The sequence below is a fragment of the Bradyrhizobium sp. Ghvi genome (genome assembly GCF_900115265.1).
Classification (GTDB): Bacteria; Pseudomonadota; Alphaproteobacteria; order Rhizobiales; family Xanthobacteraceae; genus Bradyrhizobium.
This window is the reverse complement of record NZ_FOVU01000006.1, coordinates 122,611-146,092: the sequence shown is the minus strand read 5'-3', so window position 1 is coordinate 146,092 and position 23,482 is coordinate 122,611. Positions and strand designations below refer to the sequence as shown.

22 protein-coding genes are annotated in these 23,482 nt (G+C 65.3%); all 22 read left to right on the top strand.

Annotation, left to right across the window (positions count from 1 at the left end):
• Positions 1 to 108: 108 nt before the first annotated feature.
• The 22 genes from BM374_RS23605 (at position 109) to BM374_RS23505 (ending at position 23,481) form a co-directional block, all read left to right on the top strand.
• Positions 109 to 987 (top strand): carbohydrate ABC transporter permease, encoded by an 879-nt coding sequence (locus BM374_RS23605; protein ID WP_092298016.1) that lies wholly within the window; start codon positions 109 to 111, stop codon positions 985 to 987.
• Complete coding sequence (locus tag BM374_RS39190; RefSeq protein WP_210188591.1) at positions 984 to 1,124, top strand: hypothetical protein; 141 nt, start codon at positions 984 to 986, stop codon at positions 1,122 to 1,124. Before BM374_RS23605 ends, BM374_RS39190 begins: the two co-directional genes overlap by 4 nt.
• On the top strand, positions 1,105 to 1,782 hold the full coding sequence (locus BM374_RS23600; protein ID WP_210188590.1) for a carbohydrate ABC transporter permease: 678 nt from the start codon (positions 1,105 to 1,107) through the stop codon (positions 1,780 to 1,782). Before BM374_RS39190 ends, BM374_RS23600 begins: the two co-directional genes overlap by 20 nt.
• Before the next feature lie 244 nt (positions 1,783 to 2,026).
• Positions 2,027 to 3,277 carry an ABC transporter substrate-binding protein gene (locus BM374_RS23595; RefSeq protein ID WP_092297360.1) on the top strand — a complete coding sequence of 417 codons (1,251 nt, stop codon included), beginning with the start codon at positions 2,027 to 2,029 and terminating at the stop codon, positions 3,275 to 3,277.
• 131 nt (positions 3,278 to 3,408) lie between these two features.
• Positions 3,409 to 4,236, top strand: a complete 828-nt coding sequence (locus BM374_RS23590; RefSeq protein WP_092297357.1) for a helix-turn-helix transcriptional regulator — start codon at positions 3,409 to 3,411, stop codon at positions 4,234 to 4,236.
• A 195-nt stretch (positions 4,237 to 4,431) separates the two neighbouring features.
• A complete protein-coding gene (locus BM374_RS23585; RefSeq protein WP_092298013.1) occupies positions 4,432 to 5,442 on the top strand; it encodes a branched-chain amino acid ABC transporter permease in 1,011 nt (336 codons plus the stop codon).
• A gap of 1 nt (position 5,443) precedes the next feature.
• Positions 5,444 to 6,532, top strand: coding sequence for a branched-chain amino acid ABC transporter permease (locus BM374_RS23580; protein WP_092297354.1), 1,089 nt, complete (start codon positions 5,444 to 5,446; stop codon positions 6,530 to 6,532).
• Entirely contained in the window at positions 6,525 to 7,307 is a 783-nt protein-coding gene (locus tag BM374_RS23575) for an ABC transporter ATP-binding protein (RefSeq protein WP_092297351.1), read from the top strand. The genes BM374_RS23580 and BM374_RS23575 overlap by 8 nt, the downstream gene beginning before the upstream one ends.
• Entirely contained in the window at positions 7,300 to 9,516 is a 2,217-nt protein-coding gene (locus BM374_RS23570) for an ABC transporter permease (RefSeq protein ID WP_092297348.1), read from the top strand. The genes BM374_RS23575 and BM374_RS23570 overlap by 8 nt, the downstream gene beginning before the upstream one ends.
• Positions 9,517 to 9,519: 3 nt before the next feature.
• Positions 9,520 to 10,353, top strand: a complete 834-nt coding sequence (locus tag BM374_RS23565) for a phosphoenolpyruvate hydrolase family protein (RefSeq protein ID WP_092297345.1) — start codon at positions 9,520 to 9,522, stop codon at positions 10,351 to 10,353.
• 28 nt (positions 10,354 to 10,381) lie between these two features.
• Positions 10,382 to 13,282, top strand: a complete 2,901-nt coding sequence (locus BM374_RS23560) for a flotillin family protein (protein ID WP_092297342.1) — start codon at positions 10,382 to 10,384, stop codon at positions 13,280 to 13,282.
• Between the two features lie 11 nt (positions 13,283 to 13,293).
• Entirely contained in the window at positions 13,294 to 13,731 is a 438-nt protein-coding gene (locus BM374_RS23555; protein ID WP_092297339.1) for an SRPBCC family protein, read from the top strand.
• Positions 13,732 to 13,736: 5 nt separating this feature from the next.
• Positions 13,737 to 14,180 (top strand): SRPBCC family protein, encoded by a 444-nt coding sequence (locus BM374_RS23550; protein WP_092297336.1) that lies wholly within the window; start codon positions 13,737 to 13,739, stop codon positions 14,178 to 14,180.
• Complete coding sequence (locus BM374_RS23545) at positions 14,181 to 14,999, top strand: FAD binding domain-containing protein (RefSeq protein WP_092297332.1); 819 nt, start codon at positions 14,181 to 14,183, stop codon at positions 14,997 to 14,999. It abuts the gene before it with no gap.
• A gap of 6 nt (positions 15,000 to 15,005) precedes the next feature.
• Positions 15,006 to 15,482, top strand: a complete 477-nt coding sequence (locus BM374_RS23540; RefSeq protein WP_092297329.1) for a (2Fe-2S)-binding protein — start codon at positions 15,006 to 15,008, stop codon at positions 15,480 to 15,482.
• An 11-nt stretch (positions 15,483 to 15,493) separates the two neighbouring features.
• Entirely contained in the window at positions 15,494 to 17,086 is a 1,593-nt protein-coding gene (locus BM374_RS23535) for a xanthine dehydrogenase family protein molybdopterin-binding subunit (protein WP_092297327.1), read from the top strand.
• On the top strand, positions 17,087 to 18,109 hold the full coding sequence (locus tag BM374_RS23530) for a xanthine dehydrogenase family protein molybdopterin-binding subunit (RefSeq protein WP_092297324.1): 1,023 nt from the start codon (positions 17,087 to 17,089) through the stop codon (positions 18,107 to 18,109).
• Positions 18,110 to 18,120: 11 nt separating this feature from the next.
• Positions 18,121 to 19,002: an AAA family ATPase gene (locus BM374_RS23525; RefSeq protein ID WP_092297321.1), complete on the top strand. Its 882-nt coding sequence runs from the start codon at positions 18,121 to 18,123 to the stop codon at positions 19,000 to 19,002.
• A complete protein-coding gene (locus tag BM374_RS23520; protein WP_092297318.1) occupies positions 18,999 to 20,120 on the top strand; it encodes a vWA domain-containing protein in 1,122 nt (373 codons plus the stop codon). The genes BM374_RS23525 and BM374_RS23520 overlap by 4 nt, the downstream gene beginning before the upstream one ends.
• The gene (locus BM374_RS23515) at positions 20,117 to 21,001 is read left to right on the top strand and encodes an amidohydrolase family protein (protein WP_092297315.1); all 885 of its coding nucleotides are present in this window, start codon (positions 20,117 to 20,119) and stop codon (positions 20,999 to 21,001) included. Before BM374_RS23520 ends, BM374_RS23515 begins: the two co-directional genes overlap by 4 nt.
• 31 nt (positions 21,002 to 21,032) lie before the next feature.
• Complete coding sequence (locus BM374_RS23510) at positions 21,033 to 21,881, top strand: MBL fold metallo-hydrolase (RefSeq protein WP_092297312.1); 849 nt, start codon at positions 21,033 to 21,035, stop codon at positions 21,879 to 21,881.
• Between the two features lie 22 nt (positions 21,882 to 21,903).
• On the top strand, positions 21,904 to 23,481 hold the full coding sequence (locus tag BM374_RS23505; protein ID WP_092297309.1) for an isochorismatase family protein: 1,578 nt from the start codon (positions 21,904 to 21,906) through the stop codon (positions 23,479 to 23,481).
• Position 23,482 lies beyond the last annotated feature (1 nt).

Genomic DNA, 23,482 nt, shown 5'->3' with positions numbered 1-23,482 from the left:
GACCGTGTGAGGCGCTAACTCACGCTCGATCGGGAATGCTGAAGGGCCTCGGTGTCAATCGAGGCCCTTTTTTCGTGCCCGGGCGCGTCCCCGTTGCAATCGTTCGAAATGAAGCCCTACGACAACAGAGCCTGGTTCCTGGTGCTCCCCGCGCTGATCATCATGACCTTCGTCGGCATCCTCCCTCTGATCGCCGTCACCAATTACTCCTTCCAGGACCTGTTCAGCCTGAACAATCCCTATTGGGTCGGCCTCGACTGGTACCACAACATCGTCGCGTCGGAGCGCTTCTACGCGAGCCTGGCGCGAAGCTTTCTGTTCTCGGCCATCGTGCTCTCGATCCAGTTGCCGATCGGCATCTGGATTGCGCTTTTGCTGCAGCGATCGCATCGCTTCATCGTCAGCATCGTCCTCGTCCTGATCACCCTGCCGCTGGTGGTGCCCTGGAACATGATCCCGGTGATCTGGCTCAACTTCATTAATCCCGATGCCGGTCTTGCCGGCCGTTCGCTGGCCTGGTTGGGCGCGGGTTTCGATTACAAGTTCAATGCGCTGCACACCTGGATCGTGCTTGTCGTGATGGACACCTGGCATTGGCTCGGCCTGGTCGTCGTGCTGGCCTATGCCGGCATCTCCAGCATTTCGCCCGCCTACTATCAGGCCGCAGCCATCGATGCCGCATCGCAATGGCAGGTGTTTCGCTTCATCCAGCTGCCGAAGATGAAGACCGTGCTGTCGATGGCGGTTCTGCTTCGCTTCATGGACAGCTTCATGATCTACGTCGAAGCCTTCCGCATCAACGCCGGAGGCCCCGACAGCGCCACCGCATTCCTCAGTCTCGATCTCGGCGAGGAGATTCAGGCGTTCAACTACGGACCGTCAGCCGCCCGCTCGATGGTCTATTTCCTGATCGTCCTGACGGTCGCGTGGACCTTCAAGGCGGCCACGAGCACAAGGGCGCCCGTCGCGATGGAGCCCGCCAGGTGAAGTCGCTGACATCGGCCGGGCGGATCGCCCTGTTCACCTTGGTCGGCGCCTTCGTCCTGGTGCCGCTGGCGCAGACGATCATCACCAGCCTCATATCCACCTTGCCCAGAGCCGGAATTGCAGGGGGGGCATTTTAGCCTCGTCAACTACCAGAACATCCTGCATTCGCCGGTTCTGAAACAATCGATTCTCAACTCCGTAATCTATGTCGTCCTGAACGTCGCACTTTGCCTCGGCGTCGGATTGCCCGCCGCCTATGCGTTCGCCCGCTACAGCTTCGTCGGCGACCGGCAGCTGTTCTTCCTGCTGCTGGTGTTTCGCATCACGCCGACGGTCGTGCTGTCGCTGCCGATCTTCGTCATGTTCGCGCAGATCGGCTTGGAGAACACCCCGGTCGGCATCGCGCTGGTTCACTGCGTCTTCAACATTCCGATCGCGATCTGGATCCTGGAGGGTTTCATCGCCTCGGTGCCGCGCGAGTTCGACGAGATGGCCTTCCTGGACGGCCATTCGCTGCCCGGCTTCTTCTTCCGCCACCTTGTTCCGGCGATCAGGCCAGGCATCGGCGTGACTGCGTTCTTCTGCTTCATCTTCTCCTGGGTGGAGGTGGTGCTGGCCCGCATCCTGACGACCACAGGCGGCAAGCCGATCACCATGGCCATCAATGCTCTGTTCGGCTTCCGCACCGATTTCGGCCTCGTCATGGCCATGACCGTCCTCGCCCTCGTCCCCGGAATCGCACTGATCTATTTCGTGCGGAATCACCTCGCCAAGGGCTTTGTGATCCGCACGTGACGTCAGACGAAACGCCGGCCCGTTCCACCCTATGGCGAGCCTATTGCACCGCGGAACGATTTGCGACGCACCATTCAAAATGAGACTACCCGTTAAGCCACACAAGGCTTCGACGCGTGCACTGCATCCGAGTTCGGTTAGCTTTGATCCCAAGAAGCGCTGGCCCTGCAGGAACGCCGCACCATGCGGCGGACTCGCGGGTACCGTGACAAACAACGACGAGGACGCCCCAGGGAGGAGAGCAATGTTGAAAGGCAGTCTAGGACTGATTGCGTTGAGCAGCCTGCTATTGTCGGGCACCGCCTTCGCACAGGAAAAGATCAAGGTCGGCGTCACCGCGACGCTCGAAGGTACCTACACCGTACTTGGCGAAGACGGCATCCGTGGCTTCCAGACCGCTCTCAACGTCCTCGGCAAGAAGGTCGGCGACAAGGAACTCGAATTCGTCATTGCCTCGACCGACGCAACGCCGGACTCCGCGGTCCGCGCCGTGCGAAAGCTGATCGAGCAGGACAAGGTGCAGATCCTGCTGTCGCCTCTGTCCGGCGACGAAGGCATCGCGGTCAAGAACTTCGCCAAGACCCACCCCGAGCTGACCTTCATCAACGCCGCCTCGGGCGCCCAGGAAACGACCTATGTCGATCCTGCCCCGAATTTCTTCCGCTACAACATGGACGGCGCTCAGTGGCAGGTGGGCCTCGGCAAATATGCCTATGAAACCAAGGGCTACCGCAAGATCGCGACCGTCGGGGAGGACTATTCGTTCATCTACACCCAGGTGTTCGGCCTCGTGCTCGAATTTTGCGGCGCCGGGGGCCAGGTCACCAACCGGCAATGGGTGCCACTCGGCACCAAGGACTTTGCCTCGGTCATCGCCGCCCTACCCGACGATGTCGATGCGATCTATCTCGGCCTTGGCGGCGCGGATGCCGTCAACTTCCTCAACCAGTATCAGCAGGCCGGCGGTAAGGCGCATCTGATGGGTGGCTCCATCATGATCGACCAGACCATCCTGTCGTCCAAGGGCAATGCCAAGAGCGCCCTGATCGGCACGCTGGCCGCGAGCGGCCAGGCCGATACCTGGGAGGATCCCGGCTGGCAGAAGTTCGTGAAGGACTATCAGGACGCCTTCCCGCCGAACAAGCGCTTCCCGAGCCCGTCGCTGCTCGCCACCAATTACTATGGCTCGACGATGGCGTTGATCCTGGCGCTCCGTCAGGTCAATGGAGATCTCTCCAATAACCAGGCCAAGTACAAGGAAGCCCTGGCCAAGATCGAGCTCGATGCTCCCAACGGCAAGATCAAGCTCGACTCCAACCGCCAGGCGATCGGCACCAACTTCGTCACTGAGGTGGTCGACGATGGAAAGGGCGCACTGTTCTCGAAGGTCGTGAAGGTGATCCCCAACGTGAACCAGACGCTGGGCTACGACCCCGCGGTGTTCGCCAAAATCGGTTTGCCAAGCCGTACAGTGCCGGAATGTAAGAAGTACTGACGTAGTCTCGTTCGCGAGCGATGACTGACCAGGGAGAGATTTGTAAAGGGGTGCGATATTTGCATCCCCTTGCATTCTCTCCCAGGTTGTTGAACGCTACAAAAAAAGCAAGAGCTACCGGGAGGGAAGGCATGAGCCGCGCGCTCGCCGTCTTCCACGGCCGCTTCGGCCGGGCGACGGTCTATCAGTTGAACCGCCCTTTCAATATCCACGCGCATCGCGAGGGTCATTTGATCTTCCATGTCGGAGGGCGTCCCGCATCCATCGATGTCAGCGATGGACGATACGAGCTCACCGAAGGTTCCGTGGTTGCAGTCAATCCATGGGAGCCGCATAATTTCCTGCCCTCCGACCTCGACGGCGGCGCGGTCTTCTTCGTGCTTTACGTCAATGCGGAGTGGTTCGCGCCCGATGTGCCCGGCGCCGACCGGCTGCGTTTCGGTCGGACGCAGTTCACGCGCTCGGCGGCGCTGGACAGGCAAATCCGGCACGCAGCCGCACTCGTGTGCGGTGCCCCCTCGCTCAGCAGCCTCGATGGCGAGCTGAGACGGCTGATCGACGTGTGCTACGACGAAAGCTGGCAGCAGGCGAGGATCGCGCGCGATCCGCGTGCCAACGGCGCCGTCACCGATTTCCGGGTGCGCAAATGCATCAAGATGATGTCGGAGAGCCCAGGTGCCGAGATCGAGCTCGACACCATCGCACGCGAATCCGGGCTGTCGCGGCCGCACTTCTACCGGCTGTTTCGCACCCAGACCGGCGTGACGCCCCACCTCTATCTCAACACGCTGATGATGGAGCAGGCGCTCGAGGCGTTGGTGGCGAGCGAGGCGGCGATCGCCGATATCGGCTTCGATCTCGGCTTCTCCTCGCAGAGTGGTTTCACCCGCTTCTTCGCTGCCAATGTCGGCATGGCGCCGACCGATTATCGCCGCGCGGCCAAGGTTTTGCGCGCCTGACGGGCGCGCGAAAAGATACTCACGATCAAATGCGCCCCCGCCACCGCTATTAAGATGGGCAGAACGCGATCCCGAAAAGAGGATCGCATGTCCGGGGAGGACGCACGTCCATGGCGAGGTACGCAGCCTGCACAGGGCTGTCCGACCTGCATTTGAGGTGTGATGGCGGCCGTCACGAGCGGGGCGAGTGACGCCATGACCCGCTTTGTCGAGCGCCATCCTGCCTGGGCACTGATCGTCATCATCGCGGTCGCAGTGGCGCTGTGGCTGATCTTCGCGGTGTGGCCGCCCGGACTTGAAGAGGCCATCGGCCGCAAGCGGGTGTTCCTCAACGCGCTCTTCAACGGCATCACGCTCGGCGGCCTATATTTTCTCGTTGCCAGCGGCTTCACGCTGATCTTCGGCCTGATGCGCAACGTCAACCTTGCCCATGGCTCGCTCTATCTGTTCGGTGGCTATGTGGGCTATGCCATCAGCGCCTCGACCGGGTCCTGGATTCTCTCCTTCATCGTCGCCTTCGTCCTGACGGCGCTGGTCGGCGTGCTGCTCCAGGTCCTCGTGTTCCGCCGCATGGAGGGCCAGGATCTGCGCCAGACCATGGTGACGATCGGGCTCTCGATCGTGTTTGCCGATCTCATGTTGTGGGCTTGCGGCGGCGACTTCTACCAGATCCAGACTCCGAGTTGGCTGATCGGTCCGATCGAGCTGCCGCTGATCACCGCGGTGAAATCCTCGGGCGAGCCGGTTTACTTGCGCTATCCGCTGGTGCGGCTCGTGATCTTCCTGGCCTCGGTCATCATCGGCATCGCGATGTGGCTCGCACTCAACCGCACCCGGATCGGGATGATCATCCGCGCCGGCGTCGATGATCGCGACATTCTTGCCGCAACCGGCGTACGCATCCAGATCGTCTTCGTGCTGGTCTTCGCCCTCGGCGCCGGGCTTGCCGGCATTGCCGGCGTGGTCGGGGGCACTTTCCAGTCGCTCTCACCCGGCGAGGATATCCGCTTCCTGCTTGCCTCCCTCGTCGTCGTGATCGTCGGCGGCATGGGCTCGATCCCGGGGGCCGCGCTCGGCGCGCTGATCATCGGCCTCGCCGAGCAGCTCGGCTCGGTCTACATCCCGACCTACGCCATCGTCGTGACCTTCCTGATCATGGTGCTGGTGCTGGCGCTTCGGCCGCAGGGCCTGCTTGCGAGGCGCTGACATGTCGGTCACCCACGATGCGCGCATTCAGATCCGCCCCCCCGCCTCGACGGTGCAGCGGCCGGCCGTTCGCAGCTGGCCCGACGCCGACAATCCCGCGGTCTGGATCGTGGCGATCATCCTCCTGATCATGCCCTTGATCGCCAACGGCTTCTTTCTGATCGAAATATTTGCGACCACGCTGATCCTCGGCACCATGGCGCTCAGCCTGATGTTTCTCGCCGGTTATGGCGGCATGGTCAGCCTGATGCAGCTCACCATTGCGGGCTTCTGCGCCTATATGGTCGCGGTGTTCGGCGTCAGCGGCAATGCCAATATCAGCCTGGGCTGGCCGTGGTGGCTGGCCGTGCCGTTGGCGCTGACGCTGGCGACGATCTTCGGCACGCTCGGCGGCGCGCTCGCGGTGCGCACCGAGGGCATCTACACCATCATGATCACGCTCGCGATCGGCGCGGCCTTCTACTACTTCACCAACCAGAACTGGGCGATCTTCAACGGCCACACCGGCATCAACAATGTCGCAACGCCGCACTTCTGGGGCGTCGACTGGCGGGCCGACATTCCCTTCTACTATGTCGTGCTGGCGATCGCCGCGCTCTGCTACTTCGCGGTGGACTACATCTCCCGTGCACCGTTCGGCCTGGCACTCCAGGGCGTCCGCGACAATCCGCGCCGCATGGCCGCGCTCGGCTTCAACGTCAATGCGCATCGCGTCGCGGCCTATGCGGTCGCCTCCTTCATCGCAGGCCTCGCGGGTGTCCTCCAAGTCTGGAACTATCGCCAGATTTCGCCGGGCTCGGTCAGCGTCGGCGCCTGCATCGATATCCTCATCATTGCCGTCGTCGGCGGCATCACGCGGCCGGTCGGTCCGTATATCGGCGCGCTGGTGTTCGTACTCCTGCGGACATTTGCGCTCGACTTCCTGGTCAAGATCGGGCTCGACGGCAATCGCTTTCGCCTGCTGATCGGGCTCGGCTTCCTCGCCATCGTGTTCTGGTCGTCGGACGGCGTCATCGGCCTGTGGCAGCGTTGGCGCCAGAGCCATCGTCTTCAGCCGGATCGCCCGGGTGGAGGGCGCAGCCATGGATAGCGTCGCCCAGCGCCTCTCCGCGGTCGGTGCCGGTGCAGCGCTCGAGCTGCGCGGCGTCACCCGGCTGTTCGGCGCGCTGGCGGCGCTCACCGACATCACCATCACGGTGCGACCCGGCGAACGGCGCGCCGTGCTCGGCTCCAATGGTGCCGGCAAGACCACGCTGTTCAACTGCATCACCGGCGACTTCCCGCCGACCTCAGGCACGATCCGCTTTTTCGGCGAGGACGTCACGCACTTCCCGCCTTATGAGCGCATCCGGCGCGGGCTCAGGCGTACCTATCAGATCTCTGCGTTGTTTCCCGGCCTCACCGTGCAGGACAATGTCTATCTCGCCTGCCGCGGCGTCTCGCGCGGCAGGTTCTCCTTCCTGCGGCCGGGTCAGAACGATGCGCTGATGCACGCCGCCGACAGCCTGGTGCAGGCCGTGCATCTGGGTGGGGTGAAGGACCAGCGCGTCGCCGAGCTTGCGCATGGGCAGCAGCGCCAGCTCGAGATCGCGCTGGCGCTCGCCGGTGCCCCGCGTTTCGTGCTGTTCGACGAGCCGGCCGCCGGTCTCTCGCCGACCGAACGGGCCGAGCTGGTGGAGATCCTCACCTCGCTGCCGGCCCATATCGGCTACATCATCATCGAGCATGACATGGACGTGGCGCTGCGCGTCGTCGAGAGCGTGACGATGATGCACAACGGCCGCATTTTCAAGGAAGGCGTGCCGGAAGAGATCCAGTCCGACCCCGAGGTGCAGGAACTCTATCTCGGAGGCGGCCATGAGTGAGGTCCGCCGCTCCCCTGCAGCACTCGAGGTCCGGGGTCTCGACGTTTATTACGGCCATTCGCACGCGCTGCAGGGCGTCGATCTCTCGCTCGATACCGGCGTGTTCTCCGTCGTCGGCCGCAACGGCATGGGCAAGACCACGCTGTGCAAGGCGATCATGGGCCTGGTGCCCGTCAGCGGGGGCTCGATCCGCGTGCGCGGCGAGGACATCACCCGGCGACCGCCGGCCCAGATAGCGCGCCTCGGCGTCGGCTATGTGCCGCAGGGCCGCCGGCTCTGGCGCTCGCTCAGCGTCGACGAACATCTGCGGCTGGCCGGCGGCATACGCGCTGGCGCCTGGACGGTCGAGCGCATCTACGACACCTTTCCGCGGCTCGCCGAGCGGCGGGATCACGGCGGCGGCCAGCTCTCCGGCGGCGAGCAGCAGATGCTCGCGATCTCGCGCGCGCTGCTGACCAATCCGCATCTGCTGATCATGGACGAGCCGACCGAGGGACTTGCGCCCGTCATCGTCGCCCAGGTCGAGGAGATGCTGATCCAGCTCGGCGAGGACGGCGACATGTCCGTGCTCGTGATCGAGCAGAACATTGGCGTCGCCACTGCGATCTCGCGCAATGTCGCGATCATGGTCAACGGTCGCATCAACCGCATCATCGACTCCGTGCGGCTGGCCGCCGACCGCGAGCTGCAGCAGCGGCTGCTCGGCGTCGGGCTTCATGCCGAGCTCGAGCCCGAGATCGATGCGCCCGCCAATAACGGCGAAACCAAGCCCGCCCCGCAGCCGTCACGCGCTGGCGGCCCGATCCGCATCTACATCTCCAACCCTGTGCCGCCGACCCGCTGGTCGCAGCCGGTCCCGATCGGACGCATCGAGGCGGCGGCTCGCACGCTCTCGACGCAGGTCGCGCGCCTCGACGAGACGGCGCGGCGCAAGCGGGAGCCGGCGACGGCGCAGACATCAGGACCGCCGGTCGTGCTGGTCGTCGGCACGCTCGACACCAAGGGCAGCGAGCTGCGCTTTATCAGAGATATCGTCGCCGAGACCGGCCTGCGCACGCGGCTGGTGGACGTCTCCACCAGCGGCAAGCAGGCCACATGCGATGTCTCGGCCCAGGAGATCGCGCTGAATCACGGCCGCGGCGGCTCTGCCGTGTTCGGCCCGGACCGCGGTGTTGCGGTGACGGCGATGGCGGATGCGTTCGCGAACTGGACCAAGCGCCAGGGCAATATCGCCGGCGTGATCTCGGCGGGCGGCTCGGGCGCGGCATCGCTGGTCGCGCCGGCCATGCGCGCCCTTCCGGTCGGCGTGCCAAAACTGATCATCTCCTCGGTCGCCTCGGGCGACGTCGGGCCCTATGTCGGTCCTGCCGATATCACCATGATGTATTCGGTCACCGACGTGCAGGGTCTCAATTCGATCTCGCGCGCCGTGCTGTCGAATGGCGCCCATGCGATCGCCGGCATGGTCAAGGCGCGACTCGATCAGCGTGAGACCAGCGAGCGAAGTGCGAGCGCCGCCCTGCCGTCGGTCGGCATCACCATGTTCGGCGTCACCACGCCGTCGGTGCAGAGGATTGCCGCCGACTTGCGCGACGACTTCGAGTGTCTCGTCTTCCACGCTACCGGTGTCGGCGGCCGCTCGATGGAAAAGCTGGTGGAGTCCGGCCAGCTCGCCGGAATCATCGATCTCACCACGACGGAAATCTGCGACCTCTTGATGGGCGGCGTGTTCCCCGCCACCGAAGACCGCTTCGGCGCCGTTATCCGCACCCGCGTGCCCTATGTCGGCTCGGTCGGCGCGCTCGACATGGTCAATTTCGGCGCACCCGACACCATCCCCGAGCGCTACCGCGGCCGCAAATTCCACGTTCACAATCCGCAGGTGACGTTGATGCGGACGACAGTGGGGGAGAACGAGCGTATCGGGCGCTGGATCGGCGAGCGGCTCAACCAGATGGACGGCCCGGTGCGCTTCTTCCTGCCCGAGGGCGGCGTCTCCGCGCTCGATGCGCGCGGCCAGCCATTCTGGGATCCGGAAGCCGATGCCGCCCTGTTCCGCGCGCTGGAGCGCACCGTGCGGCAGACCGGCAACCGGCAACTGATCCGCCTCAAGCAAAACATCAACGATCCCGAGTTCGCCTCGACCATCGTGAGTGCATTCCGAACGCTGTTCGGCCGTGCCGGGGCGCGCCGGAGATTAGCGAGGTGATAGATGGCCCGGTTTGAACGCGCAGCCTTGTTGAAACGGTTTCGTGAGATGGCGAAGCGCGGCGAGCCCATCGTCGGCGGCGGCGCCGGCACCGGCCTGTCGGCCAAATGCGAGGAAGCCGGTGGCGTCGATCTCATCGTCATCTACAATTCCGGGCGTTACCGCATGGCCGGGCGCGGCTCGCTCGCAGGGTTGATGCCGTATGGCGACGCCAATGCCATCGTGCTGGAGATGGCCGGCGAAGTGCTGCCGGTGGTCAGCAAGACGCCGGTGCTCGCCGGCGTCAACGGCACCGATCCGTTCCGCGACATGGACGTGTTCCTCGACCAGCTCAAGGCGCTCGGCTTCGCCGGCGTGCAGAACTTTCCGACCGTCGGGCTGATCGACGGTGTCTTCCGCGCCAATCTCGAAGAGACCGGCATGTCCTATGCGCTGGAGATCGACATGATCGCCAAGGCACGCGAGAAAGACCTCCTGACGACTCCTTACGTCTTCAGCGAAAAGGAAGCCGCCGCGATGGCGATCGCCGGCGCCGACATCATCGTCTGTCATCTCGGGCTCACAACCGGCGGCACGATCGGCGCGCAGACCGCGCCCAAGCTGACGGATTGCCCCGCGCGTATCGACACCTGGGCCTCGGCCGCACTCAGCGTCAATCCGGACATCCTGGTGCTCGCTCATGGCGGCCCGATCGCCGACCCCGCGGACGCAGATTTCATCATGAAGAACACCCGTTACTGCCACGGCTTTTACGGCGCCTCCTCGATGGAGCGACTGCCGGTGGAGCGCGCTTTGACGGAGCAGGTCCGCAAATTCAAGGCGATCGGCGCGCCATAACGCCTGAAAGATCGAGGGAGGGAAACACATGTCAGGGATCCTGGTCGGCGAGCTCATCCTCTGGCTGATCGTCGCTGTTATCGTGATCGTGGTTGGCGTCTATATCGTCAACTGGCTCTATCAACGTTCCTCGAAGGAGGTGTCGTTCGTCCGGACCGGTTTCCTCGGCGAGCGCGTGGTGATCAACGGCGGCGCCTTCGTGCTGCCCTTCATCCACGCCTACACGCCCGTGAATATGAACGTGCTGCCCATGGGCATCGTACGGTCGCGGCAGGATGCCGTCATCACCCGCGACCGCATGCGCGTCGACATCGAGGCCGACTTCTACGTCCGCGTGCAGCCCACCCGCGAAGCCGTCTCGATTGCAGCTGCAACGCTCGGGCGCCGCACCATGGAGCCGGAACAGCTCCACACGTTGCTCGCAGGCAAGTTCATTTCCGCGATCCGCTCCGTCGCCTCCGAAATGACCATGGAGGAGATGCATGAGCGCCGCGGCGATTATGTCGCCCGGGTCAAGACCAATGCGGCGGAAGCCCTCGCCCAGAACGGCCTCGAACTCGAATCCGTCGCCATCACCGATCTCGACCAGACCGACCTCGAATTCTTCAATCCTTCGAACCGCTTCGACGCCGAAGGCCTGACCCGGCTGATGGAGGATATCGAACAAAGGCGCAAGCTGCGCAACGACATCGAGCAGGACTCGATGATCAAGATCCGCACCCGCAATCTCGAAGCCGAGCGGCAGGCTCTCCAGATCGAGCGCGAAAGCGAGACAGCGCGCCTCGAGCAGGAACGCGATATCGAGATGCGCCGCGCGCTGCAGCGCACGGAAGTCGCCCGCGAACGGGCCCTGCGCGAGACCGAGGCCGAGCAGGCGCAGATTTCCGCGCGCGAAGCCATCGAGCGTGCCCGCATCGCCAACGACCAAGCCATTGCAGAAGCCCGCATCGCCTCCGAGCGCGAGACGCGCCAGAAGGAGATCGAGCGCACCCGCACCATCGAGGAGAAGGAGCTGCTGGCGCGCGAGGAGATCGAGAAGACAAGGATTGCCAACCAGCGCTCGATCGACACGACCCGCATCGCCTCCGAGCGCGAGGTCCGTCAGCGCGAGATCGAGCGGATGCGCACCGTCGAGGAAGCCGAAATCGCGGCGCGCGAAGCCATCGAGAAGGCCCGCATCCAGCAGGACCGCGTCGTCACCGATGCCCGCATCGCCAACGAGGAGGAAACGCGGCGACGCGAGATCGAGCGCACGCGAGCCGTGGACGAAGCCGAGATTGCCGCGCGTGAGGCCACCGAAAAGGCGCGCATCGCCCAAACATTGATCGTCAATGTCGAGCGCATCTCCTCCGACGAGCGCACCCGCGCGCTGGAGATCCAGCAGGTGCGCACCATCCAGGAGGCCGAAATCGAGGCGCAGCGCGCGGTCGAAGCCGCCCGCATCGGCCGCGAACGCACCCTCGCCGCCGAGCGCATCGCCGCCGAACAGAACACGCGGCAGCTGGAAATCGAGCGCAATCAGGCGCTCGATGTCGCCGGCATTGCCGCGCGCGAGACCACCGAGGCCAGCCGCATCGCGCAGGAAGAGCGCGTGCGCTCGCTCGAGATCGCCCGCAACCGCGCCGTCGAGGAAGCCGACATCGCCTCCCGCGAGGCCATCGAAGCAGCCCGCATCGCCCAGGAGAAGGCGGTCGCCGCCGAGCGGATCCAGGCCGAACGCGACACGCGTTCACTGGAAATCGAACGGACCGGCATTCTCGAGGCGGCCGAGCTGAAGCGGCGCGACGCGATCGAGCGCCAGCGCATTACCGTCGATCTCGCGCTGGAGGCCGAGCGGATCAACTCGTCCAAGAAGCGTGAGGTGCTCAACATCGAGCAGAAGAAAGCGATCGAGATCGCGGACGAGGACCGCGTCATCGCCCTCTCGGCGAAGAAGTCCGAGCGGATCGATGCGGACCGACAGGTGCGGCAGGCCGAGATCGTCGCCCGCAAGGAGGTCGAGACCACCGATGTCTCGCGCGAGCAGGCGCTGGAAGCCGCGCGCCTGGAACGGCGGCGCGCGATCGAGCAGCTCGAGGTCGCACGCGTCCAGTCGCTGCAGGAGGCCGAGATCGCCTCCCGCGAGGAGGTCGAACGCGCCCGCATCGCTTCCGATCGCGGCCTCGACGAGGCCCGGATCGGCCGCGAGCGCGAGCTGCGCAAATTGGAGGTCAATCGCGAGAAGGAGGTCGAGACCGTCCTGATGGAGAAGGCGATTGCCATTCATCAGAAGTCGCTCGAAGAGTCAGCAGCGCGTGCCGCGGCCGAAGAGGCCCGCATGCGCGCGACCGAAGCGGCCGAGCGCGTCGTCACCGCCCGCGAGAGCGAGATCGCAAAACGCCGCAAGACGGTCGAGGTGCTTCTCGCGGAGAAGCAGGCAGAGGAGACGCGGATCGCCGCCGAAGCCGAGCGTGTCCGCGCCGCGGTCGAGGCCGAGGCGCAGCGGATGCTCAACGAGGCCGAGAACGTGCTCACCGACCAGGCGCGCTACTCGCTGTTCCGCAGAAAACTGCTCGACCGCATCGAGGGCATCGTGCGCGAGAGCGTCAAACCGATGGAGAAGATCGAAGGCATCCGCATCCTCCAGGTCGACGGCCTCAACGGCAACGGCAATGGCGGCAATGGCGGCCGCAGCGCCACCGACGAGGTGATCGACTCCGCGCTGCGCTACCGCGTCCAGGCGCCGCTGATCGACTCCATCCTGTCGGATATTGGCGTCGAGGGCGGCAGCCTCGCCAAGATGCCGGGACTGATCCGCGAGGCGCGGGACATGCAGGGCATCAAGGATTCCGCACGCAAGGGCAGCGGCGACAAGCCGGCGGCAGCGCCACCCACGACAGAAGGTGGCGGTGAACCGCCGGCCGAGCGCGGTCCGCGGAAGAAGAGCTGAGGTCTGACCCCATGGCCCGCGTCTACGTCTCTACCGTCGTCAATGCGCGCAACGACCGCGTCTGGGCACGCGTGCGCGACTTCAACGGACTGCCGAACTGGCATCCGGCCATCGCCGAGAGCCGGATCGAGGGCGGCGAGCCCTCGGATAAGATCGGATGCGTGCGCGATTTTCGCCTGCGCAACGGCGACCGCATGCGCGAGAAGCTGCTCGGCCTCTCCGACTACGACATGTTCTGCACCTACTCGATCCTGGAATCGCCGATGGGCGTCGAGAACTACGTCGCGACCCTGCGGCTCACGCCCGTCACCGACGGCGACCAGACCTTTGTCGAATGGACCGCCGAGTTCGACTGCGCGCCGGAACGCGAGGCCGAGCTCGTCGGCAATATCGGCGGCGGCGTCTTCCAGGGCGGGTTCGATGCCCTGAAGCGCGTTTTCGGAGGCTGACGGCTGTGCCGCATATCGTCAAAAGTACCATCCTGGATGCGTCGACAGATGCAGCGTGGGCGCTGCTGCGCGATTTCAACGGGCATGATCGCTGGCATCCGGCGGTTGCGACCTCTTCGATCGAGCGCGCGCATCCTTCCGACAAGATCGGCTGTATCAGGCGATTCAAGCTGAGGGATGGCGCCGAGCTGCGCGAGCAATTGCTGGCCTTGTCGGACCTCGAACAAAGCTTCAGCTACTGCCTGCTCGACACCCCGATTCCGATGTTCAACTACGTCGCCCATGTCCGCCTGCTGCCGGTCACCGACGGCGATCGCACCTTCTGGCATTGGGAATCGCGCTTCACCACCAGGCCCGAGGATCGCGACCGCATCACCCTCATGGTGGCCGAGGACATTTACCAGGCCGGGTTCGACGCAATCCGCCGGCAACTGAAGGAGGCCGCCTAGATGGCCGTGACCGTGAAGACCTTTTCAAGCGCCAGCGAGGCGGCCGGTGCGCTGTCCTCGGACCGCAGCGCGCGCTATCTCGGCGGCGGCACGCTGGTGATGCGGGCGCTGAACGAGGGCGATGTGTCGATCTCGACCGTCGTCCGCGCCCAGGACCAAGCGCTGACCCGCATTGACGCCTCGGGCCCGCGCATCACGCTCGGCGCCGGCGTGACCTTCGCGCGCGTGCTTGCCGAACGCGACCTCGGCTTCCTGCACGCCCCTGCCCGTTCGATCGGCGGCCCCGCGGTCCGCAATATGGGCACCGTCGGCGGCAATCTGTTCGCACCAAATCCTTATGGCGATTTCACCGTGGCGCTGCTGGCGCTCGATGCGTCCGTCGCTGTCGCTGGCGGCTTCGGCTCGCGCGATATTCCAATCGAGGAGTTCTTGCAATCGCGCGATCGGCAGGCCGGGACCCTGGTGCTATCGGTCTCCTGCACCCGACCGGCGAGCACCGAGGCGTTCCGCTATCGCAAGATCGCGCGCATCAAGCCGAAGGGCGGCTCGGTCATCACGCTGGCCGCGCATCTGCCAATCTCCGGCGGCCGCATCGCCGGCGCGCGGGTCGCGCTCGGCTCGATGGCGCCAACGCAGATCCGTGCCCGCGCTGCCGAGCGGGCCCTTGAGGGTCGCTCGCTGGATGCCGCAACCATCGCAGCCGCTGCGTCCGCCGCCACCGAGGGAACATCACCAGCCGACAACGCACTCGGCAGCGCCTGGTATCGCCGCGAGATCGTCGGCGTGCATCTGCGCCGCCTGCTGTCGGGACAGGACTAGATCGCCATGTCGAAGATTCCCCTGCAATTTCGTCACAACGGCCGCGACGTCGCGATCTTCGTCGACGGCGGCACCAATTTGCTGGTCGCACTGCGCGAGCTGATCGGCGACATGACACCCAAATTCGGCTGTGGCCAGGGCGGTTGCGGCACCTGCAGCGTGCTTGTTGACGGCGAGCTCCACCTCTCCTGCCTGACGCTGGCGGAGACGGTCGCGGGCCGCTCCATCGAGACGCTCGACGGCATGAAACAGGGCCCCAACCTGCACCCGCTCCAACGCGCCTTCGCCGACAATTTCGCGGCCCAGTGCGGCTATTGCACGCCGGGCATGCTGATGGCCGCGAAGGCGCTGCTCGACCGCAATCCCGCGCCAAGCCGTGACGAGGTCATCGAGGCCATCTCGGGCAATATCTGCCGTTGCACCGGCTATGAGCCGATCATCAATGCCATTCTCGCCGCTGCCGGCGGCCGGATCAGTGCCTAGGAAGTGCGATCATGCTGGAATTGCGCAAGGACATTTTCGTCGACGAGCGCGACGACAATTTGAAGGAAATCGGCAAGGGCACGCAGCGCCAGGACATGCTCGGCCATGTCACGGGCACGTCGAGCTACTTTGGCGATCACAAGCTCCAGGGCATGCTGCATCTGAAGGTCGTCCGCTCAACGCAGGCCCATGCACGCATTCGCCGCATCGATACATCAGAGGCCGAGCGTTCGGCCGGGGTGCGCCGGATCATTCGCGGCACTGATGTGCCGGTCAATCTCAACACGCTGCTCAGCTTGATCAATTTTGGCAAGGACGACGAGCCGTCGCTCGCGGTCGACAAGGTCCGCTACAAGGGCGAGCCGATCCTTGCCATCGTCGCCGACAGCGAGCGCGAGGCGTTCGAGGCGATCGCGAAAGTCAGGATCGACTACGAGCCGCTGCCGGCTGTGTTCGACGTCGAGGACGCGCTGAAGCCAGGCGCCCCCGTGGTCAACGAGACCTATCCGAAGAACACGTTCACCTATCACGAGACCTACGATCACCAGAGGCTGCGCTTCGGCGATGCCGACGCGGCGCTCGCGACCGCCGATCACGTGCTCGAGCAGCGCTATCAGATGTCGCCGATCGAGCACGCGCCGACCGAGACCAACGGCGCGATTGCGGCGCCCGATACCAACGGGCGCTACGTGGTCTACACCTCGACCCAGGCGCTGTTCTTCTCGGTCGACACCTGCGCCAAGATCCTGGACGTGCCCTCCAACACCTTCCACTTCATCGGCGGCACGGTCGGCGGCGGATTTGGCGGCAAGGTCGACACCTTGACAGAACCGCTCGCCATCCTCGGGGCAATGCTGACCGGGCGGCCCGTGCGCTACGTGTTCGGCCGCGAGGAGGAAATGCAATACGGCCCACCGCGCGGCGCCGAGCGCATCTACATCAAGGACGGCGTGATGCGCGATGGCCGCATCGTCGCGCGCAAGGTCCGCGCTTATTTCGACAGCGGCGCCTATACGCGCCTGTCCAGCTACGCCGCCGTGAAATGTGCGGCGCATCTGCCGGGGCCCTACACCATCCCGAACGTCTACGGCGACGTCTATTGCGTCTTCACCAATCGCACCCCGGCCACCGCCATGCGCGGCTTCGGCGTTACCGCGATGGATTTTGCCATCGAGTGTCAGATGGACAAGCTCGCCAACCTCGTCGGCATGGATCCGATGGAATTCCGGATCCTCAACGCCTATCGCGATGGCGACATGAAGGCGCACCGGCGCGAGGCCAAGAACACTGCGCTGATCGAATGCGTCCAGGTCGCGGCCGAGAAGGCCAAATGGCCACTGCGCGACGAGTTCAAGCGCGCGTCCTCGCGCAAGGATGGCGGCGGCAACCGCGCCGTGATCCCGCCGACCCCAACGGACTCCCGCGCAAGGCCAACTGTCCCTGTTCAGCAGCGAACCAGCTACGACCGGCTCCCGCCGACCGTCACCCGCGAACCGCCGCGCGAGCCGCCACCGCCCGCGCCGCCGCCTACTCCGCCGCGGCCGGCCGCACCCTCGCATGGCGCCACCCGCTTCTCCTCTGTCTTCGGCACCAGGAGGCGCTAGATGGCCCGGCATCGCGGACGCGGCATCGCATCGGTCAACTATCCCATCGGCATGAATCTCGGCGGCGACCCCAGCCAGGCGCTGGTGCATTCCAACCCGAGCGGCAAGTTCACGGTGGCGCTGTCGTCGATCGATCTCGGCCAGGGTATGAAGTCGGTGACGCGGCAGATCTGTGCAGAAACGCTGGGCGTGCCGATCGAGGACGTCTATGTCGACACCGCCGATTCCGACACCGGCCCTCATTGCATGGGCTCGTTCGCCTCGCGCGGCACGCACCGCGTCGGCAATGCCGTGATGACGGCGGCGCGCGAAGCTCGCGGCGTGATGATGGAAGCTGCCGCTGAAGAGCTGGAGGTCAACGCCGCCGATCTCGAGACCGACGGTCGCGGCAACATCCACGTCAAAGGCGCGCCGCATCGCTCGATCTCGACCAAGGACGTCGCGATTGCCGCGCAGTTCAAGCAGGGCAAGACCATCTCCGGTCGCGGCATCTTCCTGGTGCCGCTCTCGGACGTCGATCCGGAAACCGGCGAGATGTCGCCCGCGACCTGCTACGCCCATGCCTGTCTCGTCGCCGAGGTCGAGGTCGAGGACGAGACCGGCGAGGTCGCGATGGTCAGGATGGATTCCGCCTATGAGCTCGGCCGCGCGCTCAATCCGCGCCTCGTCGAGCAGCAGCTCGTCGGTGGCGCCTGGATGGGCGTCAGCCACGCGTTGTACGAGACGCCGGAGCCGTATTATCCCGAGCCCGTACACGGGCCGCGCGACTTCGTCGAATATCTGATGCCCGGCCCTGGCGACATCTGCCCGCACGACATTGCCGTGCTGGAGCGCCCTGCCCCCGACGGCCCGTTCGGCGCCAAGGGACCCGGCGAGATGTGCGCCAACCCGGTGCTGCCGGCGGTTGCCAATGCGATCTTCAACGCCGTCGGCGTCCGCATCGATGATCTGCCGATCACACCTGAAAAAGTGCTGCGCGCGATCAAGGCCCAAGGCGGCGCGCGGCCGCAGGCGCGGCGCTAAAGGTTTGGGTCATGGCGGTCCGCAGCAACATCGTCGGCATCGATAGCCCGGAGGCGCTGGAGAAGGCGCTGCGCGCGGCCTACTACCTCGCCGACGAGGGTCTTGCCACAGCAGCCTATCTCGGTCTCGCGCTGGGCAAGCCGCTGCTGCTCGAGGGCGCACCCGGTGTCGGCAAGACCGAAGCCGCAAAAGCCATCGCTGCCGTGCTCGGGCGCCGCCTGATCCGCCTGCAATGCTACGAGGGAATCGACGCCTCCGCGGCGCTCTACGAATGGAATTATCCGCGGCAGATGCTGGCGATCCGCCAGGCCGGCGACGAGAGCGTCGACATCTATGGCGAGACATTCCTGATCGAGCGCCCGATGCTGGCGGCGCTGCGTGCGCCCGATTCCACGGTGCTCTTGATCGACGAAATCGATCGCGCCGACCAGGAGTTCGAGGCATTCCTGCTCGAATTCCTGTCCGACTTCCAGATCTCGATCCCCGAGCGCGGCACCGTGCGTGCTGCCGAGCGCCCGGTCGTGGTGCTGACGTCGAACCGGACGCGCGACCTGCACGAGGCCCTGCGCCGCCGCTGCGTCTATCACTGGATCGACTATCCGACCGCCGAGCGCGAGGCGCGGATCATCATGATGCGCGCCTCCAGTGTTGCGGAGGCTACCGCACGGGCCGTGGTGGCGGCAGTCGAGAAATTGCGCCGCGAACCGCTCAGCAAGGCCCCGGGGATTGCCGAGGCGGTCGATTGGGCCGAAGCCGCGACCCTTCTATACAAGGGCGGCGCGCGCTGGCCCGACGCGTTCAAGCGCTCGATCGGTGTCGCGCTGAAGGACGAGGAGGATCTGCACTTCATCTCGCCCCGGCTCGACGCCATGCTTGCGGAGGCGACCGCATGAACACCGAGCCGCAGCTGCCGCGCGCCGCGCGCGTGTTCGTCTCCTTCGTCGCGCTGCTGCGCGCCAACAATTTTGCCATCGCGCCGGAGCAAACCACCGCGTTCCTCGCTGCGATCGAGCTGCTCGGCCCGCGCGACGTCGGCGATGTCAGGCAGGCGGCCCTGGCCACCCTCGCCCCGCCGCCCGAGCGCCGCGCGACCTTCGACCGCCTGTTCGATCTCCACTTCCGCGGCAGCGAGGCGATTGAACATTCCGACGAGGGCGAGGACGACGAGACCGTTCGCCTCCAGGAGGAAGGCCGCGGCGACGAGGAGCCGCAGCTCTCCGATGAGGCCAATGAATCCGGCCTGACGGCAACGCGCACCGAGGCGCTGGTCGAGCGCCGCTTCGCCCAGCTCTCCACAACCGACGCGCTACGGCGCCTGGCGCGCGAAGCGCCGCGGCGATTGCCCAGGCGGCGCGGTCACCGCCGCATGCGGGCCCGCAATGGTCCCTTTGCCGACCTGCGCCGCACCTTGCGCGACTCTGTCCGAAGCGACGGCGAGATCTTGCGCCTCGGCCACATGAAGCGGCGCCAGCGCCCGAGAAAGTTCCTGCTGCTGATCGACGTCTCCGGTTCGATGAAAAGCCGTACCGAGGAGAACATGAAGCTCGCGCATGCGCTGGTGCAGGCCGCGCCCAACGTCGAGGTCTTCACCTTCGGCACGCGGCTGACCCGCGTCACGCGCGCGCTGCGGCTGAAGCGGCGCGAGCAGGCGCTGAATGCGGCCGCGCATCTCGTCAGCGATTGGGATGGCGGCACCCGCATCGGCGACGCGCTGCAGGCTTTCCTCGCGGTGCCTCGGTTCGGCGGCTATGCGCGCGGGGCGGCCGTGATCATCGTCTCGGACGGGCTCGAGCGCGGTGAGGTCGATGCGCTACGGGACGCCGTGGCAAAGCTGTCGCGACGGGCCTGGCGCGTGAGCTGGCTGACGCCGCTGGCGAGCGGCCCCGGTTTCCGTCCGCAGACCGAAGCGCTCGTTGCCATCGAACGCTTCGTCGACGACCTGGTCGACGGCGGATCCACCGCGTCGATCGTCGCGCATGTGCTGGCATTGGGACGAAGGAGGGTTGCGTGACCGGGATTGTCGACGGCCATCATCACATCTGGCGGCAGGGCGACCTGCCCTGGCTGGTCGGCCCGATGCAGCCCCGCATCTTCGGACCGTACGAGGCCATCCGGCGTGACTATCCGATCCAGGAATATCTCGACGATCTCAAGGGCAGCGGCGTCACCCGCTCGGTCTATGTCCAGACCAACTGGGCCAACGACCGTTTCGAGGACGAGACTGCCTGGGTGCAGCGGACCGCCGACGAGCACGGCTGGCCGCACGCCGTCGTCGCCTATGCCAATTTCGCGGTTGATGACGTCCGCCCGCAGCTTGACCGCCTGAAGCGCTATCCTCTCGTGCGCGGTGTGCGCATGCAGCTGCACTGGCACGAGAACCCGCTCTATCGTTTCGCGGCAAAGCCCGACCTCTGCATTGATCCCATCATCCGCCGCAACATTGCGCATCTCGCCGACTATGGCTGGAGCTTTGATCTGCAGCTCTTCACGCCGCAGATGCCCGACGGAGCGCAGCTTGCCGAATCCTGCCCCAAGGTGACCTTCATCCTTCAGCACGCCGGCATGCTCGAAGATCTTTCGCCGGCGGGCCGGGCCGCCTGGCGCGCCGGCATGGCCCGGCTCGCAGCCTGCCCGAACGTGGTTTCAAAGCTGTCCGGACTCGGCACCTTCATCCATCGCAACGACCCCGCGCATATCGCTGCCGTGGTCGGCGACACCGTCGCAATCTTCGGGGCCGAGCGCTGCCTGTTCGGCTCCAATTTTCCGATCGAGAAATTGTGGACCAGCTACCGCGAGCTCGTCGACGCATTTCGCGCCGCGGCCGCGCCGCTGGGCACCGAGCAACAGGACGCGATCTTCCGGAGCACCGCAATGCGCGTCTACCGGCTTTGACGGACAAGAAACCGATTAGGGAGAGGAACGAATGGCGCTGGAGATCAAGATCCTGGACTATGGCGATATCGAGTTGGAATCGAGCTTTCTGGTGCTCGGTCGCGACTGCGGCCGCGTCCGCCGCGTCCTCACGCTGGGCTTTTTGATTCTCGGCGGCAAATATCCTGTCGTGGTCGACACTGGCTATCGCTCCAACCAGATCATGGAGACGCTGGGCATGCGCGGTTTGCAGTACCACGAGAACATGATCGAGAACCAGCTGGCCCGCCACGGCGTGCGCATGGGCGATGTCCGCTTCGTCTGCCACACCCATCTCCACATCGACCACGCCGGCAAGGACGATCTGTTCCCGATGAACACGACCGTCGTGCTCAACCGCAAGGAGCTCGAATATTCCGTCTCCGGCCTGATGCATCCGCAATACCCGGCACCCGATATCAAGCATCTGATCGACCGCCTGCACACCAAGAGCGCGCTGCGCTTCCTGGACCTGGAGATCACCGGCCCGATCGAGCTGATGCCCGGCGTCTATTGCGACGCTGCCGGCGCCCACACCGAGGGCTCGATGAACATCATCGTCGAGACCGCCGACGGCATCGCGACCATCTGCGGCGACGTGATCTACGATTTCAACGACCAAATCGTCACGCCGTTCAACGAAATCCACGATTGGGAGCCACGCACGACAGGCAATCACGGCACCAGCAAGCGCGCCGAGAAGGCCGCCATCAAGAAGCTGCTCAGCAATTCGCGCTATCTATTGCCGGTGCACGACCGCCCCGCCAGGATCGAAGGCGGCAATGTCGTGGGCCGACTGCACGACCAGGTCCCCGGACCGATCGTGCAGTCCCTGCCCGCGCGCAACTGGTTCCCAGCCTGACATGACCTGAGGATATCGGCCGATGACCCACGTCACCTTGCGCTCGGACTTCGAAACGTTGATCGATCCTTATGCGCCCGTGGCGCAGGTCGGCACCGGCTTTGACTTCACGGAAGGGCCGATCTGGCATCCAGCCGATCACTATCTGCTGTTCTCGGACATGCCCGGCGACGTGCGCAGGCGCTGGGACGCGCGGCGGGGCGTCGCCGAGGTCAAGCGTCCGTCGAACAAGTGCAACGGCATGACCTATGATGCCGAGCTCAATCTGATCGTCTGCGAACACGCGACCTCGTCGCTGATCCGTGAACGGCCGAACGGACAGCGCGAGGTTCTCGCCTCGCACTTTGGAGGACAGGAGCTCAACAGTCCCAACGACGTTTGCGTGCACTCCTCCGGCGCGATCTATTTTTCGGACCCCTGGTACGGCCGTATGCCAGTCTACGGCGTCGAGCGACCGCGCCAGCTCGGATTCCAGGGCGTCTATCGCGTCGTGCCCGGCGGCGAGCCCAAGCTCGTGGTCGATCGCAACCTGTTTGATCAACCCAATGGACTATGCTTTTCGCCCGACGAAACACTGCTCTATGTCAACGACACCGTGCAGGCGCTGATCCGCGTGTTCGACGTCAATGCCGACGGCACGCTGGCGAACGCACGTGTGTTCGCAACCGGCATCCGCTCCGAGTTGGAGCCGGGCGTGCCCGACGGCATGAAGTGCGACCAGCACGGCAACGTCTGGGTGACCGCCCCCGGCGGCGTCTGGGTTTATTCGCCGCGTGGTGAGCTGCTCGGCAAGGTCCGCGTGCCCGAGCTGGTTGCCAATCTCGCCTGGGGCGGCCCTGATTTCCGCACGCTCTATCTCACCGCGACGCATTCGGTCTATGCGATTCCGACCAGGACCGGACCGCGGCACGAACCCTATATGAGCGGCAGGCGCGTCGGCAGCGGGGCGACGAGCGCGGGCCCTGCGGCCACCGCACCGATCCTCGCCGACGGCGAGATGCGGCTCGATCCAGCCCGCTGCGCCATGATCATCCAGGATCTCCAGAACGACGTCATCATGGACGGCGGTGCATTCGCCGAGTCCGGTGCACCCCGCCACGCGAAGCAGCAGCATGTGGTCGAAAACGTCCGGCGCCTCGCGGAGGCGGCCCGCGCCCGCGGCGTTGTCATCATCCATGTCTGGTTCGTGGTCGAGCCCGGCGCGCCCGGCGTGACGCTGAACGCGCCGCTGTTCGAGGGTCTCGTCGACAGCAAGGCGATGGTGCGCGGAAGCTGGGGTGCGGCGCCCGTCTCGGGCCTCGAGCCGCGTCCCGGCGACTTCGTCGTCGAGAAAATGCGGATGAGCGCCTGGGAAGGCACGCGGCTCGAGACGATTCTCAAGGCCACAGGCCGCGACATGATCATCAATACCGGCGCATGGACCAACATGTCGGTCGAGCACACCGCTCGCACCGGTGCCGACAAGGGCTATTTCATGATCGTGCCGGAAGATTGCTGCTCGACCATGAATGCCGATTGGCACTCAGCTTCGATCAACTTCGCCATGCAGAACGTTGCGGTCGTCACCCGGGCAGATGCCGTCATCAGAGCGCTGGGATGAG